At 45.9% G+C, this 16,589-nt stretch carries 18 protein-coding genes; all 18 read right to left on the reverse strand.

Annotated elements, in window-relative coordinates; genetic code table 11:
- Positions 1-3: 3 nt before the first annotated feature.
- The 18 genes from LS482_RS19115 to DarG are packed head-to-tail and all read right to left on the reverse strand — an operon-like array spanning position 4 to position 16,577.
- Positions 4-3,687, reverse strand: a complete 3,684-nt coding sequence (locus LS482_RS19115; RefSeq protein ID WP_233029118.1) for a 1-acyl-sn-glycerol-3-phosphate acyltransferase — start codon at positions 3,685-3,687, stop codon at positions 4-6.
- Positions 3,680-4,846 (reverse strand): DUF2062 domain-containing protein, encoded by a 1,167-nt coding sequence (locus LS482_RS19120; RefSeq protein ID WP_233031858.1) that lies wholly within the window; start codon positions 4,844-4,846, stop codon positions 3,680-3,682. The genes LS482_RS19115 and LS482_RS19120 overlap by 8 nt, the downstream gene beginning before the upstream one ends.
- 37 nt (positions 4,847-4,883) lie before the next feature.
- On the reverse strand, positions 4,884-5,381 hold the full coding sequence (locus LS482_RS19125) for a hypothetical protein (protein ID WP_233029119.1): 498 nt from the start codon (positions 5,379-5,381) through the stop codon (positions 4,884-4,886).
- Between the two features lie 12 nt (positions 5,382-5,393).
- Positions 5,394-5,759 carry an ApeI family dehydratase gene (locus LS482_RS19130; protein WP_233029120.1) on the reverse strand — a complete coding sequence of 122 codons (366 nt, stop codon included), beginning with the start codon at positions 5,757-5,759 and terminating at the stop codon, positions 5,394-5,396.
- Positions 5,760-5,763: 4 nt separating this feature from the next.
- Positions 5,764-6,390 (reverse strand): porin family protein, encoded by a 627-nt coding sequence (locus LS482_RS19135; protein WP_233029121.1) that lies wholly within the window; start codon positions 6,388-6,390, stop codon positions 5,764-5,766.
- A 1-nt stretch (position 6,391) separates the two neighbouring features.
- The gene (gene lolB2 / locus LS482_RS19140; RefSeq protein WP_233029122.1) at positions 6,392-6,997 is read right to left on the reverse strand and encodes a flexirubin biosynthesis protein LolB2; all 606 of its coding nucleotides are present in this window, start codon (positions 6,995-6,997) and stop codon (positions 6,392-6,394) included.
- A complete protein-coding gene (gene lolA2 / locus LS482_RS19145; RefSeq protein WP_233029123.1) occupies positions 6,975-7,592 on the reverse strand; it encodes a flexirubin biosynthesis/transport protein LolA2 in 618 nt (205 codons plus the stop codon). Before lolA2 ends, lolB2 begins: the two co-directional genes overlap by 23 nt.
- Positions 7,585-8,361 (reverse strand): polysaccharide deacetylase family protein, encoded by a 777-nt coding sequence (locus tag LS482_RS19150; RefSeq protein ID WP_233029124.1) that lies wholly within the window; start codon positions 8,359-8,361, stop codon positions 7,585-7,587. The genes lolA2 and LS482_RS19150 overlap by 8 nt, the downstream gene beginning before the upstream one ends.
- Entirely contained in the window at positions 8,355-9,419 is a 1,065-nt protein-coding gene (locus tag LS482_RS19155; protein WP_233029125.1) for a beta-ketoacyl synthase N-terminal-like domain-containing protein, read from the reverse strand. The genes LS482_RS19150 and LS482_RS19155 overlap by 7 nt, the downstream gene beginning before the upstream one ends.
- Positions 9,420-9,478: 59 nt before the next feature.
- Positions 9,479-10,684: a beta-ketoacyl-[acyl-carrier-protein] synthase family protein gene (locus tag LS482_RS19160; RefSeq protein ID WP_233029126.1), complete on the reverse strand. Its 1,206-nt coding sequence runs from the start codon at positions 10,682-10,684 to the stop codon at positions 9,479-9,481.
- A gap of 12 nt (positions 10,685-10,696) precedes the next feature.
- Positions 10,697-10,954 carry a phosphopantetheine-binding protein gene (locus LS482_RS19165; RefSeq protein ID WP_233029127.1) on the reverse strand — a complete coding sequence of 86 codons (258 nt, stop codon included), beginning with the start codon at positions 10,952-10,954 and terminating at the stop codon, positions 10,697-10,699.
- A 3-nt stretch (positions 10,955-10,957) separates the two neighbouring features.
- Positions 10,958-11,575 (reverse strand): 3-oxoacyl-ACP synthase, encoded by a 618-nt coding sequence (locus LS482_RS19170; RefSeq protein WP_233029128.1) that lies wholly within the window; start codon positions 11,573-11,575, stop codon positions 10,958-10,960.
- Positions 11,576-11,584: 9 nt separating this feature from the next.
- Positions 11,585-12,745 carry a beta-ketoacyl synthase N-terminal-like domain-containing protein gene (locus tag LS482_RS19175; RefSeq protein ID WP_233029129.1) on the reverse strand — a complete coding sequence of 387 codons (1,161 nt, stop codon included), beginning with the start codon at positions 12,743-12,745 and terminating at the stop codon, positions 11,585-11,587.
- Entirely contained in the window at positions 12,738-13,190 is a 453-nt protein-coding gene (locus LS482_RS19180; protein WP_233029130.1) for an acyl-CoA thioesterase, read from the reverse strand. Before LS482_RS19180 ends, LS482_RS19175 begins: the two co-directional genes overlap by 8 nt.
- Positions 13,168-14,433, reverse strand: a complete 1,266-nt coding sequence (locus LS482_RS19185; RefSeq protein WP_233029131.1) for an ABC transporter permease — start codon at positions 14,431-14,433, stop codon at positions 13,168-13,170. The genes LS482_RS19180 and LS482_RS19185 overlap by 23 nt, the downstream gene beginning before the upstream one ends.
- Positions 14,426-15,169 carry an ABC transporter ATP-binding protein gene (locus tag LS482_RS19190; RefSeq protein ID WP_233029132.1) on the reverse strand — a complete coding sequence of 248 codons (744 nt, stop codon included), beginning with the start codon at positions 15,167-15,169 and terminating at the stop codon, positions 14,426-14,428. Before LS482_RS19190 ends, LS482_RS19185 begins: the two co-directional genes overlap by 8 nt.
- Positions 15,170-16,174: a BtrH-related acyltransferase DarH gene (gene darH, locus LS482_RS19195; RefSeq protein ID WP_233029133.1), complete on the reverse strand. Its 1,005-nt coding sequence runs from the start codon at positions 16,172-16,174 to the stop codon at positions 15,170-15,172.
- Complete coding sequence (gene DarG, locus LS482_RS19200) at positions 16,164-16,577, reverse strand: flexirubin biosynthesis protein DarG (protein ID WP_233029134.1); 414 nt, start codon at positions 16,575-16,577, stop codon at positions 16,164-16,166. The genes darH and DarG overlap by 11 nt, the downstream gene beginning before the upstream one ends.
- Positions 16,578-16,589 lie beyond the last annotated feature (12 nt).

The raw sequence follows: 16,589 nt of genomic DNA on the forward strand, positions 1-16,589 counted from the left end.
GGGTTACCGTTCTTTTTCACAGATCAACAGGTTGTCGTTTTCAAAAATGAGAACAAAACCCCGGGGGGGCAGATCCGGTTTTGATCTTTCTTTTCGCTTTTGTAAAATTAATCTATTCATCCCGTTTTCCACAAGGGTTTCCCAATTTACTTCCCCGATACGGTCTTCACAAATAATGAGAGTATGAAAATTACCGGCCAATGCTTCTTCCGCAGTATCGGGGAAAAACATTTTTGAACGGTTTGCGGTATAGCTGTTGCGCAATATGGCCCTCGTTTTTTTATTTTCGATGTGACTGGTCAGTTTTCTTTCCGCGTTATACAGTATGAGCAGGAGATCGAGTTGTCCGCAGTCCTTTCCGAGGTGGATAATGGTATCCCTGTTTCCCGTGCTTTTCAGGATTTTGGTATATTGGTCCGCATTGGTCTTCAGGGCCGCTTTCACATTTTTGTATATCCGGCGGTCCTTGTATTTGTAATTTTCCAGTACGAGAGGATGAAAGTAGGTGTCATGCTCGATCTCATCACGTAGCTTCTGAAATTCATTCCTGAAGTACCGGCTGATGTTCTTCGTTCTCCGGGTATAATTATTTCCCCAGTACAGATCGTCCGGAGATATCCTGTCCAGTATCTTTATCGTGATGCTACCGTCCCTTATGATGTGGTCGCCTTTGGGAAGGACTTCCGAATTGCCGTGAATGAGTACGGGGATAATATCAAGACCGAGTTTTTCGGAAAGATAGAATGCCCCCTTGTGAAAACGTCTTATTTTGTTGGTACGGGATCTTGTTCCTTCGGGAAATACTATGGGAAAGTACCCCTGTTCCACTTTCTTTTGCAAATGACCGATCCCTTTTTCGATTCCTCCTGAAACGGGATAGAAACCTGCAAGTTGTGCTATTTTACCGAATACGGGGGAACGATAAACCCAATCGTTGACAAGGAATATCATATTGGGGTGCAGCATGCCCAGTGCAAGTATATCCAGGAAAGAAGTGTGATTGGCTATGACCAGTGCCGGTTTTTTAAAATTTTCCCCACTTTGATTGATTACCTTCTTTTCCACAAACGGGTTGGTGTATAATACCGATTTCATAAACCGGGAGATCCCGATGTGGAACCAGCGCATTTTTGTTTTTTTCGATACGGGAATGATCTTCATTAGAGTAGAACTCAGCAGGGAAAGCAAAATTCCCCCGGTACCGAAATACAGGAAGGAAAGGGAAGAATGCAGAAGCAGCCGGAGTGTTACCGGTCTTTTGTTACGCGTACCGATAAAAATGCGGAAAAGCAGGGGCTGGATGGTAAAAGTAACAAACACGGCACAGAGTATGCCGATTACCGAAACCAGCGCAATGGAATGCAGCGCCGGATGTCTGGCAAATATCAGTGCCCCGATGCCCAGCATCGTGGTAATCACCGACAGTACTACGGAGGTTTTGTAGGTAACGACCGTTTTTTCTCCCGTGCTGTATTCCAGTAACAATCCGTTGGTCATGAATATGCTGTAATCAATGCCCAGTCCGAAAATAAAAGTGGAAATGATGATATTGAAAATATTAAACTCCATATGAACCATTCCCATAATGCCAATGGTCAGTATCCACGTAAGGCATATGGGAATGCAGGTGACCAGGGTAAGGGAAAAGTTCCTGAAAAAAAGGAAAATAAGTATCAGAATTACGAGAAATGAATACCCGATAAGGCGGTTAAAATCATTTTTCAGGTTCCCCAGAAAAGTTTCGTTGATCTGCTGACGGTCTATGACCATTGTGCCGGGATAATCCCGGAAGGTATGAAAGACTTCCCGCATCTCTTCTTTTTCCGCCTTTACTACCGTAGCGGCAGTGACCAGATCGTTCTTTCCGGAAATAAAATCCTCTGTCGGAAAAAAATCAAGTTCGGCGTAGTCTTCACTTTGTAAACGGGTGAAATCCTTGTCCAACAGTTCAAAGAAAGCGTTGAAACTGTCCGGTTTAAAACCCAGTTCATTTCCGCTTTCCACCAGGTAATTCCTGGTTTGCTCTGCTGTTCTTTCATCCCAGAAAGATTCCCATAGGGCTATTTTTTGCTCCTGGACCTTTTCTGAAGTGAGAAAAATACCTGCCGAACTGAAGCTGTGTACCCGTTTTTCTGCCTTGAGTTGTTTTAACTTCCGGTAAATGCGGTCATTGGTTTCCAGCACTTCCTGCCCGGTCTTGCCATAAGCAATGATATAAACAGACTTTGATGCGATATCGGTAAAGCTTTCCAGTTGCTGTTGGGCCTTCTTTACGGATGCAGGTTCGTAATTGAGTTTGGTGATATCATGGTCGAACCGGACTTCCCGATAGGTGAACAGGGATATCAGTAATACTCCCCCCAGGATACCAATGGCCCATTTGTTTTTATGCAGAGGATATTTTGCCAGACGGTCAAGAAGGGAATTACGGATATGTCCGGCGGGAACTTTTTTTCCGTAAGTCCCCGGAATAAAAAGCAGGGCAAAACAGGAAGCTCCCATAACACTTATGGCTACAAAAATACCGAGGTCCTGCAGTGCCTGGGAATGCAACAGTAACAGGCACAAAAAGGCCAGGGCAGTGGTGAGGCTACTCATCAGGATGGGTCTCAGGGTCTCTTTGTACAATGTTTTGACATCATTGTTATTCCTGAGGTGAGTCAGGATATGCAGGGAATAATCCAGGGTAATGCCCAGCAATACCGAGCCTATGCCCAGTGAAATTGCCGATATTCTTTCCCGAAGGATATAAAGGAAGGCCAGGGCGAGCAATCCGCCGAAAATTGTCGGGATAAAAAGTATTACGGGGGTAATTAGCTTTTTGTAAAACCCGATCAGAATAAGAAGCAACACCAATGTCACCACACTGATTGTAACACGAATATCCTGTTTTACCTGTTGTGCGTTGGCCACCGCCACTAAGGGAGCTCCGAAGTATTCACTTTTGACCTTGTTGCGAAAGGAACGGTTCAACGTGTCCTTTATGCGGTGAAGATTCCTGACAAGTGCTTCGTTTTTGGCGGTCTCACCGGTTTCAAAAGCCGGGGAGATAAAGAGGAGGATATGCTTTTTGTCCCTGCTGAACAGAAAGCCGTCCTGAATGACAAAATCATCACCTGCGTGGAGTTGCCGTAACTTTTCGAGGGCAATGAAAGACAATCCCAGCGGGTCTTTCAGTATATGTTTTTTGGCCACGATCCCGGTGGGGGCTATCAGTGTTCTGTAATTTTTCCGGGTAATGGCGGCAATACTGTCTTTATGTATCCGGTCTTTCAGAACGGCATAGTCCTCACGATCGAGAAAAAGGGGCAGGTTACGGTAGAGGAAATCAAGGGTACGGAGAACATCCTCATCCGCAACGCTGCCCTGTATGTGTTTGATGTACTTCCCGGAATCCTGGCGGACACTGTCCAGGAACTGCGCGGCATAACGGGTGAGGTCTTCCGTGCTGCCTTCGGGCTGTACACTGATATCGACAATGATCTTGTCCGCAAAATTTGTGGCTTTCAGTACCTTTTGGACATTTGCCGTCTTTTCGTTTTCGGGGATCAGTCCGGTGATATCCTCTTCGAAGCGTATTTGAGATGCCGTAAAGCCCAATAAGGTGAAGAGTACGGCCAAAAGTATATAAAACCCCGGCCTTTTCCGAACGAGCTTATGGTATATATTGCAGAAAAGCCTATCCATTGTGCAGCGTCATTTTTTTATCGAAATACGATAGAAAAACATAGGCCAGCATTCCGAAAAGGGAAGCTGCGACGACCCCCAGTGAAAAACTGCCGATAACATAGGCCTTTATGTGGTTCAGAATGTCGGTATTACCGTGTATTTCACTGATCGAAAAGCTGTGTTTTTCCCCCAGTATAAAGTTCCCGGTCTCAAGGCTGGCATAGATCACGAACGGAATAAAGGGAGGGATGCTTATGTTGGAAGCCGTGAAGGCAATGACCTTGTTCAGTTTAAGCGCAAGGGCCATAAAAATAACAATAGGCGTGTGGAGGCCCCAGAACGGGGAAAGCCCCACAAAAACCCCGAGGGCTATGGACAGTGCCTTTTTCCTGGGAGAATCGTAACTGCCCAGGATGTCTTCCATGATAAAGTGTTTAAAGCCCTTTTTTTTTATGTTCCGGAAAAATTCCCGGGGGCGGATATAAAAAAATGTAAGAAAGACCAGCCAGGTGTTCAGCAGGCTTATCCGGAAAAAATCTTTTACCGGCCGGAAATGGGAGACCCTTTCGGTTTTGTCATAATATACGCGTACAGGAACATTTTTTACCCGGATACCTTTCCAGGCTGCCTTTACGATGACTTCTATTTCAAATTCAAACCTGTTGGTGAAGAAACTCAGCTTTTCCAGTTCCCGTAGCGGGTAAAGCCTGTAACCCGATTGTGTGTCGCTGAGGCGGATACCGGTTTCCACCCAATACCAGAAATTGGAAAACCGGTTGCCGAAACTGCTTTTTCCGGGAACACTTTCCTGGTCCATGTCCCTGGCACCGATCAGGAGAACCCCGGGGTCCGGTTCTTTTTTCAGTACGTTGATAAATACGGGAATGTCTTCCGGGAAATGTTGTCCGTCAGAATCTATGGTTATGGCAAAATCAAATCCTTCTTTTACCGCAAGATCAAAACCGGTACGCAGTGCAAGGCCTTTTCCCCTGTTTTCGGGAAGGTGTATCTGCCGGAGTTCCGGGTAAGCAGACAGAATTTCTGCCGTGGTGTCCGTCGAACCGTCATTGATTACAATAACATCCCCGGTATGTGCCAGTACACCGTCTATAACACGCTTCAGTGTGCGTTCATTGTTATAGGTGGGGATAAGTACACAAACCTTGTATCCGGGCATATGTTGTCTGCTGTGTTGGTTATTCACTCCTGTACTGTTACTGCCCCGAAATTACTGTTTTTTCTTCAGCTGAAAAGAGGGAAGACTGTGAAATATAGTTTTTCAGATGATTTTTGAGGTCTTCCGAATCTATATTCTCAAAATGTGTGAGAATGAAGTTTTTGTCTTCTTCAATATTGTCTTTGTATTTTAGAATTTTCGGGCTGTTTTCCTGGATACCGAGACGAACAAAACGGGGTTCGAGGGCTTCCGGGGCCGTTTCAATGGCATGTTCGATATAGGATACGCCTTCCAGAAAACCTTCCCTCTTTTTCTTTACGGTTTTGGCATACCTTGCTTTAAGGGCAATGGCGGCTCCCTTGTAAGCTACCAGTGCAGGATCACTTTTTTTGGTAACATCGGCAAGTAAGGTGTAAAAATCTTCAATCCTGTTTTTGTCGTGAGCTGCTTCTTTATAAGTGGCACGAATCTCTTTCAGGTCTGTATGAACCGGATGAAACAGGAAAGCTGCCATAAAAAACATGAACAATTTCATCGGATATAATTTTTATTTACAGGTAAACGTACTGGTGAGTTTTAAGGCAACGGTGTCTTCGAACCGGGTGGTATTTTTAACCCTATATGTTCCGTCGGCCTCAGAAATATCCAGTTTGAGTTCCAGGTCGGGATTTTTTTCGGGATTGATAATGGCAATGAACTTTACATTGCTCGACGAGGCCATGAACAGTTTTTTCTTCACCACCTTTTCCGTGAGTTCCCGGATGATCTGCATCATGCAAACACCGGGAGTTACGGGATTACCCGGAAAATGGCCCTTGAATATCTCGTGGTCCTTGTCAATGGTGATATGTGCAGTGGCGAGGTTGTCTGTGACCGTAAGGGTATTCAGTACGTAAAAATCTTTCAGCAGCATACTATTAAAAATTGAACTTGTAAAAAACACCTACCTGGAGTACGGAATTTAACCTGCTGTCGCTGGTGTAGTAATCCAGGTCGTAATCATCCACATAATCGGCATAGCCGTCCCTGATATCTATAACACCCTGTTTGTAACGTATTTCCAGGCCCAGTCCCGTGGGGAATTCATAGCCTATACCTGCAAAAAAGGAAAGGTCGGCAGGGGTAATGTCGTATTCATCACTGCTGGACAGGAGAATATCCAGGCTGGGACCAATTATGAAATGAAAACCCGCCCCCGGAACAACAAAAAACTTGTTGGCGACACCAAGGGTAAAATAATGCAGGTTCATATCGTCTTCACCTGCATAGAGATATTCATCTTCATAGGGATCGTAATAATTATAATCGTCCCATGAACCCCCCTGGTTGGAATAGGAGGTCTCTACCTGCATTTCGTAAAAACGTGCAAAGTGAATGTTGACGAACATGCCTCCGTCAAACCCGATCTTGCGTGAAGAACTTTCCGTATTTGTAATCGTCGACGCATTGAACCCGGCTTTGATCCCAGGTCTTACTTTTACCTGGGCGAAGAGGGAAGTACCCGTAACGAAGATCAATAATGCAGTAAGTAAATGCTTTTTCATATTAATGGATTGCCTTTAGGTTAATATTCAATTTAATGTTTTTATGCATGATCCGGATATCCCCGGCAATATTATCACTAATATCCGAGAATAAAAAGACCGTTTGTGCATTTGCCCTGACCACTTTGACCGGGACGCCCTTATGGGTATAGTAATAGTATTTTTTGTTACATAAAACGGTTTTTAAAACCGTCCGGGTATTATTTGAATATGATTTGACAACAGGATTTTTTTCGCGGGTCAGTACCCTGAAATCCCGGGTCAGTAATTTTATTAACGGTTTTCTGTCCAGTTTATCGGGGATGTAATGTACTTCGTGTTTGTCTTCATACAGGGATATATCGAATATCTTATTACCCATTTCCGTGGTAAAAGCTATCCGGTGATGTCTTTCCCCCAGCTTTTTAACGATAAAAAGCCCTCCGAAAACATTATCATTAAAGGTAATACTTGCCTTGTAGATATAATCCTTGGTCGCTTCCGAGAAAAACGGATTTACAATCGTTTTTTCCCTGGTTTCCACGGGGTAGAAATGGTGTTTTTCCGGATAAGACCCGCAGGCCACCACGAGCAGCAGGCATATGCTAATTGGTAAATATCGCATCATCCAGGGGTTGGTTTACGGTCCGGTTGCTGAAAGTGATATGGGTATAGTCTCCGGAAGGTTCTGTCATTTTGATCCCGGTCACGTCTCCATTGGTGTCGAACGTTATCAGAAAAGCGCTGATGTGTTTTTTAAAACTTTCGTCTTTCGGGGAAAAACGGACTTCATTGCGCTTTTCTTTTTTGAAATAGGTTATGGAAAACTTATTATCATCAAACATATCGCCCCTGATACTTTTTACGATAAGGTCATTCAGTGTCCCGAACATTTTGCTCGATCCCATATCCACCTGGCTTTTTTTTCCGCTGTCGTTAATGTAGAGCATTTCATCCCTGAAAACCACAGTATATTCGAAAGGCTCCGTGTATTCCCATTTCACCTTATCCGGTGCCTTGAATGCCAGTTTTCCGCCGGAAACGATATCATTGGACAAAAAGCCAAGGTGTTTGCGCTGGGTAAAATTGCTTGTAATGGTCTTTACGGCTGTTGCCCTTTCGGATACTTTTTCCCTGAAGGAAACAGCTTCGGCAGCAGTCATTGGGGTTTGTGCCTGCAGGGTGGTTACGGTTAAAATGAGTATGTAAACAAAATTACGCATAGGCCTTGATGTTAAAAAGTGAATCTACGGTCACCGACTGCATATTCCGCTCCTGCATGAACGACAATAACCGTTCCAAAACGGTAACGGTTTTGGCACTGGTGTCGTGCAACAGGATAATGTCTCCTTTTTTCAGGCCGGTAGTGACCCGTTTTAAAACGGTCTCCGTATCCAGTGCCGTAGTATCCAGGGAGCGTTTGCTCCACCCTACGGAATGTAGCCCGGTTACTTTAAGCGCTTTTCTTATATGAGGGTTGGTCACGCCATAGGCCGGTCTGTACAACCGCATGTTCAATCCGGTGAGTTCTTTTACCACTCGATTTGTTTTTTCGAGTTCGCGGGCTACCTTTTTCGAGGAAAAAAAACCAAAATAACCGGAGTGGGAATAGGTATGATTCCCTACGGAGTGACCACCGTCAATAATTTTCCGAAACAGATCGGGATGTGCCTCGATGTGTTTTCCGATGCAGAAAAATGTGGCTTTGGCCCCGGATTGCCGCAAAAGTTCCAGTATTTCAGGAGTGAATTGCGGATGAGGTCCGTCATCAAAGGTTATAGCGATCCGGTTACCGGAGACCTCCCTGTTTGAAAGTAATGATTTAACATGGTAGTTGTATTTGATAAAAAATGAACCAATTATGGTCATGAGTAGCCATCCTATGACAATGACCGAAAAAAACCAAAGCGGAACAGGGGTAAAATATCCCGTTATGCATAGCCCTGCCAGGAGTATGATGGTCGTTATGTTAACCGTCCTGAAGTTTAACATCGTTTGAGCAGGATAAAACTGTGATTTTCCCCACGGTACTGGTTATACAGTAATACGGTATCATATTTGTTCGCTGTTTTGTTGTTCAACTGCACAGCTTCGGGGAGGATTTGTGTTTTGAGGATTTGGGCGGCCAGCCAGGTACCGAAGGCCGAAGCGGTATGATATTCGCCCGATAAATGTTTGTAAAATGCCTGAGCAGTATTCCGGAACGGACCGGAAGCGAGTTCATCAAAATATAGGTCATAATCCGTATCACCGTTATTTCCAAGGATAAGAAGATCAGTATCCGAAATATCCGTATTATTTTCTTCCAAAAAGCGAAGAGCAGCTTCCGTTACTTTTTCCCGCGGTAATGTGTTGAACGTTTTGACCGATATAAGTTGGGCATAGGTCCGGTTATGTTTTTCGGAGGACAAGACAAAAAAAACAGCACCTTCCCCGAAAACCGCTCCCGGAGTACCGGAGCCGAGAAGTTGGGAAACCCTTACCTTTTTCTTTTTTACATGGCCGATGGCCTGATGTATGGCCACGGTGTGGTCTCCCAGTTCGTCCACGCCTCCCACCAGGATATTACGGGCTTCTTCATTTTCGAGTTGTAACTGTGCATCGATCAGGGCCGATTCAAATGACACGCTGGAATGCACATAGGTAAAGTTATACCCTTTGCACTGTATTTCCAGGGCTATTTGTCCGCCTACGGTGTTATGGGTGGATTGAATAAATGAGGTTGGGGTCAGGTATTGTTCCTCATTGTCAATAATGGCCTGTACGAACTTTTCCGAATCACGTACGCATCCCAGGCCGGTTCCCGTGATAATGGCATCTACCTGCTCGATACCTGCTTCCCGAAGGGCTATTTTGGAGGCCATAATCCCCATTTTTATACCTTTGGCCATCCGCCGGGCTGCAGCAGGGGCAATGTAGTCCCTGTAGTTCGGGGATTGTGCGGGTAACACCATATTCTCATGATCGATGATCGCGTCCGGAAACCCGGAATTGTCCGATGTATTCTGGGGCGATATGGAACAGGCGCTGTTGATGTAGACCTTTTTCACTTCATCTGGTTTATGGGATTATTAACGATGTACATGGCTTTCCGCATATTACCGTTTTGCTAAGGGGTTTTGGAAAATATCAGCGTGGAGCAATTACCTCCGAAACCCAGGGAATTGGACAGTACCGTTTGCAGTTCTTTACTTACTGTTTTTAACTGTGGTATGATGTCGAACTCCTTCATTTTTGTCTTGAAGTTAAGGTTCGGGTAAATAACATTATTCTGCAGCGCCATAATGCTATACACTGCTTCTATGGCCCCGGCAGCTGCCAGGGTATGCCCCGTATATGCTTTGGTGGAACTGAAATCCGGGACATTATTGCCGAAAACCCGGATGAATGCCCGTCCTTCTGACAGGTCGTTGTTTCCCGTAGCGGTTCCGTGTGCATTGATATAGTCGATTTCCCCGGGCTGCAGACCGGCTGTTTTAAGCGCTTTTTCCATCGCCAGTGTAGCACCGTCACCATTATCGGACGAAGCCGTTTGATGATAGGCGTCGTTGGCATTGCCATAGCCTTTCAGATAGGCCAGGACAGCTTTGTTTTCAGCTTTTATCACAGTATCCGATTCCAGCACAAGAAATGCAGCAGCTTCTCCCAGGTTGAGCCCTTTCCGGTTTTCGTCGAAAGGGGTACAGTAAGTGTCTGACAATATCATTAGGCTGTTAAAACCATTGATCGTGAATTTCGAGAGGCAATCGGCCCCACCCACAACAACACGGTCCAGTTTGCCCGATTTTATCAGGCGTGCCCCGAACATAATGGCGTTTGCCGCTGAAGAACAGGCCGTACTTACGGTAGTGACCAGGCTTTGTTCGATGCCCAGTTTTGCTGCTATCTTCCGGGTAGCGTCCCCGGCATGATGGCTTTCAACATACTTCTGAACAGTTTGATCTTCCAGGTAATCGTAATAATAATTTTCCGTCATGTCCATACCGCCGACGCTGGTGGCAGAGATCAATCCTGTTTTATAAGTATTTATATCGGTAATACCTGCATTTTGCACTGCTTCACATGCCGCAATTTCTCCGAGTAATGCCGTTCTGGAATAGTTGTTGTTTTCGGGAAGTCCCAGCATTCGTTCCAGTTGGCGGTTGGTAAGAGCAATTTCTCCCACCATGATGCTGTTACGGTGTATGGTATCTATCCCGGATACCCTGGAAATACCGGCCTTCCCGGAAATAAGCGAACGGTAATTTTCTTCCGGGCCGTTTCCGATGGAAGATATAATACCCATTCCTGTTATTGCAACACTGCTGTTGTTCATTAAAGAAACACCTTATTTTGTTCTGTGTTCGGTAATATAGGCGGCCATAGTGCTGACATTGACAAAAATGGACCGTCCTTCCTTGGGGTCTGTCAGTTTTATGCCGTAATTTTTGTCGAGCATTACGATCAGTTCCAGGGCGTCAATGGAATCCAGCCCGAGGCCGTCGCCGAAGAGTATATCGTCGTCCCCGATATCTTCTACGGAGATGTCTTCCAGATTAAGACGATTGATAATGTTTTCCTTGAGTTCACGTTTTAATTGTTCCATAAATCAGGTGTTATATAAGGTCGCTATGTTCGTTTTATTGTGTTTTATGTTCCCCTCTCGGCTGACGAGATACAGAAATGCCTCGTAATGTGCTCCGTCCAGTTCTACCCAGCCGCAAAGTGCGTTTTCCGCCTTGCCGTCAATCAGAAGACTGTTAGCATACCCCCAAAGGTGTTCCGGATCGAACCGGTCAAAGATAAAAAAACTATTTTCAGCGTAGAGCTTGTGTTTTATGCATATCTCCCCGACACAGATATTGGGCAGGGTGTACACAAATACTGCCGGGCTGGGAAAATAATCATCCCTGTTTTGAATGGTCTGCTGATGCATTCTGTCCGTATCCAGACTTGAAGCCCTGTTGGAAAACAGGACCGCTGTATTTTCCGGGTTATCCATGTTCTCCTTTTCCCGTGTAAGCAGTATATCGGCCGCCATAAAGGCCAGTTTGCTCAGGCGGTCCATTTTAAAGAATTTCGGGTAATTGATGCTCAGGCTTTTGTAAGCGCTTTTTATAAAAGTGGAGAAATCGGGTTCATCGGTATTGTAAACTGCGGTATTGTCAAGGGTTATTGTTCCCCGGCGTATCGTACAAAAAGATTTTATGTGAAAATTGTTGTTCATGGTCCGTTTCTATCTCTTGTCTGGTTTCTGAAAGATCACGGCAGTGTTGCATCCGCCGAAACCGGAAGCTGTTTTCAGGAATGTCCGCATTTCTTTCGGTGTGGTTTCCGTAATGACCCGGATCGGTTGGCTTACCCCGCACTTTTCATAGCCGGGAGAAGGATAGAGCATATTTCGTTTCAGGGAATGCATTCCCACAATGGTCTCCAGTAAACCGGAAGCCCCGAGGGTATGTCCGAAATAACCTTTAAGGCTGTTGACCGGGGTATTCTCAAGCCCGAGGCGGTTAAAGGCAATGGCTTCCATTTCATCGTTATACAAAGTCCCGGTACCGTGAGCGGAGATATAATCAATATCTTCGGCCGGTATGCAAGCCTGTTTCGATGCGGATATGATGCTTCGGTATAGTCCTTCTCCGGTACGCGATGGCCCGGAAATATGATTGGCATCATTGCAAGAACCTTCACCACGGATAAAGACTGCTTCTTCTGCAAGCTTGTCGGTGCTTCCTGTTACCAGGGCACTTGCAGCTGCTTCACCGATGTTGATACCCGTCCTGTCCTTGTCGAACGGCCTGCAGGGTTCGGGGCTTAATGCCTGGAACGAATTAAAACCCGAAAGGGTGAACGGGGTGACAAGGTCTCCGGATACGATAAAAACATGATCGTACATCCCGTTAGAAATATAGCGTTTGGCAATGGCCACAGCGAGGATACCCGAAACACAGGCATTGGATAAAACAATGGCGTTGTTCCGGAAACCGAAGAATTCCGCAATTTTTTTACCCAACTCACCGAGATAGGCGCGGCTTTCCGGAAACGGGCTGTCTTTTTCCAGTACATCTATATTTCCCTTGGTGGTAGCAATAATGAGCCCGGTACGTTTGCCGACCGGTATTCCGGATGCCCGGATGACAGGGGCCAGTGCGCATATCATCATTTTTTCCAGCCGGGTATGCGGCTTTTCCGGAGATGTACCGGGCCAACTCACGTACGTGTCGTTAAGGACATCCTCATCTATGAGGGAAGCATAAAAAGGCCGGGGTAAAATGTTGATGTCTTCTATCCGTTTTAGTCCCGGTACCTTGTTACCGATATTGGTTGCGACCGTTTCACTGTCGAAACCGAGGGACGAGATGATATTGTTATGTGAAAGGTAAATATCAGTCATCCGCAAGTCCTGCTTTTTTCTTCCAGTCCATAAAAAACTGCGGGATGACAAGTGAAAGATCGCCTTCTCCCATATTGTCCACAAACACCTGTACGGTTTCCCCGGTACATACCAGTCGTTCCTGCTGGTCGTAGATCTCGTAACGGAACACTATTTTGGCGGCCGGGCTGTCTACATAAATTGTTTTTACGGTGGCAATATCTCCGTAGCGCAGCGGAAGTTTGTGGTCTGTACCCGATTTGACTATCGGGGTAGCGTAGCCGTGTTTTTTCTGGTCCAGATAGGAGATGCCGTGATGCCTGCCAAAGGCTTCGCGTCCGTCTTCAAAATATTGAATATAGTTCCCGTGCCATACAATACCTAACGGATCGGTTTCCACAAAACGAACCCTGATCTGTGTGGTATGGGATAGCTCTTTTGTTTTATACTGCGTTTTTCTTTTCATTATAAATTACTGCGGTTACGGTAGTTATGGCAAAAAAGAGGAACAGCAAAGCAATTTCCGGCAGGATGTCCGAAAAAGACGCGTTCCGCAAAAATACATCGTAAAAGGCATTGAGTCCCCAGTTCATCGGTGAAATATGCGACAGGGCCTGCATAATCTCCGGCATGATGAATACGGGTACCCATACTCCGCCCAGGGCGGCAAGGATCACGACGAGGGTGGCACCGAAAGGGGCCGATTGTTCCTGTGTGCGGGCAATAGTGCCCAGCAGAAGCCCCAGGCCTATGGCCGCAAGTCCTGCAAAAAAGATAACAACGAGGAGTAACGGCAAACGGCCGGAAACATCGAGCCGGGAAAGCCCGAGGCGGGGGAACAGGTATATGCCAACCAGCAGCATCAGTGAAAACTGGATCAGGCATACCGCGAGGTATGTTATGGTTTTCCCGCCCAGCACGGTAGCATAAGACACGGGCTGGATACGTAGCCGGACAAAAGTTCCCTGCCCTTTTTCCTTTACAATGTTTATGGACAGGGGAACAATAATAAAAAATATGGCGAATAATGACCATGCGGGCACATTGTGTTGTACCGAATTGGGAATGTATTTCCGGCCTTCATTTCCGGGGAGTATTTCCCGGAAGGTGATAAAACTTTCGGTATCAAACAGTTTTTCGCCCGGGTCGTCACTGAGTTGTTGCTGAAAGGTCCTGTAAATGGCCGCGGTTTCTATGCGGGAGATCATTTTGTCTATCCCGTTCTTTATGTTGCCTTTAAAGGATTGTTGTACGGCGGGATCAAAATAGAGTTTTACTTCCCTCGGAGAAATGTTATTTGACGGTATACTGTCATTTTCGGCAAAGCCCATTCGGGCCATAATACCGTTTACATTCCGGTTGACCCTTTCTTCCAGGCCCGAGGTAAGTTGTTCCGGAATGATGACAGCGAGCTGGTAGTCGCCACTGAAAACCAGTGACCTGGCGGTCTCTTCAGAATTTTTATAGACGATTTCAAATGCGCCCGAGGTTTTGAGCCCTTTGAGAATGTCTTCCGAAACATGTCCGCTGTCTTTGTTGACCACCAATACCGGAATACTGGTATCGCTAACGGTTTTGAAAGTGCTGTCCTGTATCAGTGTTATGGTGACAAGAAGCACCAATGGCATGATGAACAATATGGCAATACCGCCGGGATCGCGGATGAGTAAAAGAAACTCCTTGTATGTCGATGCGATTAATTTATGCATGGTCCCTCAGTGCTTTTCCGGTTAAACTCAGGAAAACTTCTTCCAGGTTATGTGCCCCTTCGCAGTTTTTTATAAGCTCGCGGGGTTTTCCTTTACTGATGATCCTGCCGTGGTCTATAATGGCCACTTCCGAACACAACATTTCAGCTTCGTTCAGGTGATGGGAGGTGTAAATAATAGTGGTCCCTTTTTCGTTGAGTTCGTGCAAAAAACGGATAATGACGTTTTTGGATTGCACATCCACACCAACGGTGGGCTCATCCAGGAACAATACCTTCGGGCGGTGAAGAACCCCTGCTATCAGGTTGACCCGGCGTTTCATTCCGCCGGAAAAGGTTGCTATCTTTTTACAGGTAAAAGATGTCAGCCCCAGGTGTTCCAGGGCGGTATGTATTTTTTCGTCAAGTTCGCGGCCTTTCAGTCCGTACATGCTCCCGAAGTATCTCAGGTTTTCCACGGGAGTAAGGGAAGGGTAGAGGGCGTATTCCTGCGGTACAATACCTATCCGTTGTTTAAGCCGGTTTTTATGCTTGGTATAGTTAAGCCCGTCTATGGAAAATGACCCGGTAGTCGGTTTGATAAGGGCACACAAAATGGAGATCAGGGTGGTTTTCCCCGCGCCGTTCGGGCCGAGCAGGCCGAATATCTCCTTTTCGGCAATATCCAGGTTCAGATTGGTCAGTGAATACCGGTCTGCACCCTTATAGATTTTTGAAACGCGTTCTGTCCTTATCATTTATCGTATGGCTTTTTGCAGTTCCCTGAAAAAGGTTTTTTCCCTGTCGGCAAGGCTTTCCAGTCGATCGGCGATATCGCGATAGGCACTTATATCGGTTTTGGCGTTACGTTTTTTATAAATACGTGAAGCCTCCAGGGCAAAATCACGCCAGGAATCACCGATTGCCGTCATTTCTTCTGATAGTTTTTTCAGTTTCGGATTCTTCAGTACTTCGGCGGCTTCCTGTAAAAATGCGGCATAAATATACCGGAAACCACCGCCTCCCGTACCTATTTCTTCCTGCATTCTAACAATTTGCCCCAGGTAATGATTGGCTGTTTTGGTCCCCTTTTTCTCCGGCCAGCGGCGGATGCGTTTTGCGGTCATCCGTATTCCGTTTATGCCCACAATGGGCACGGGAGCAAGCATATCGCGACAGGTTTGTTTAATTCCTTTGATAATGGCGGTTTCGAGTTGTAATGCCTCCGGAAAACCTGTAGGGTAGTAGAGGTGTCCTTTCGGGGCAAATGCACCTTTGGCAAAGCGGGCTTTTTCCAGTTGTTTTTCAGTAAGTGAAGTTACGGTTTCCATGACCGGGTCACTTATGAGGTAATTCCCGTTTTCCCGGCCATAGACCACCAGGTTGTGGGCATTAAAATGAAAACGGTAGTCATCCGGAAAATATTCCAGGTGATACACACCCACCTGAAGTCCCACGGGATTGTTTTTATCGATATTTTCATCCAGTTTTTGCTTTGCCGACTGCGGATTTTTGAATTTTTCACGCTTAAAGGTGATCCCCGTCCGTTTGGCAAAACGCTTGAAAATAAAACCCGGCATTACCCTGTAACTTATGGCAGGGGCATGATTGACCTTCAAAAACGGAATGTAACAGAAGAGAAGGCCCGAACCAATACCGAATACCATCGGTTCACTGACATCAAATCCGTAGTGTCTCATTAAATTGGAAACCACGCCGTTTTCGCAATGGGCCGACTGGTGATGCGTAAAGTTAATCTCCATGTGGTATTTCGAAGTTTTTTAGTTGGGCAATGTTCAGATTGAAAACATCGGCATATTTTTGTAATATTCTATCGGGCAATCGTTTGAATATTTTTGGCTTAAAGTGTCGCTTTACCCGCCACTTCCAGAATCCCGTATAGGCTGCCAGGATGCCGATGTCCATTTTATGGAGTTCCATGTAATATTCTATCGGGCTGGTTTGTCCTCCGAGTACGCGCTGCCTGGCATCTTCGGCACGGGCATTTATCTCTTTGATCGCATTGTCAAGGGCTATGGTTTTAGGGTCCCACCCGGAACTGTTGACAGTAGTGTACCTGCCGTTTTTATCTACGGCATAACAAAGTTCCCGTCCGTTTGCGGATTCAAGGTTGCTTCGGTCCTGTGGTACGTTTTCTTTTTTCATTTTTTGCGATGA

The organism is Sinomicrobium kalidii, from assembly GCF_021183825.1.
Classification (GTDB): domain Bacteria; phylum Bacteroidota; class Bacteroidia; order Flavobacteriales; family Flavobacteriaceae; genus Sinomicrobium; species Sinomicrobium kalidii.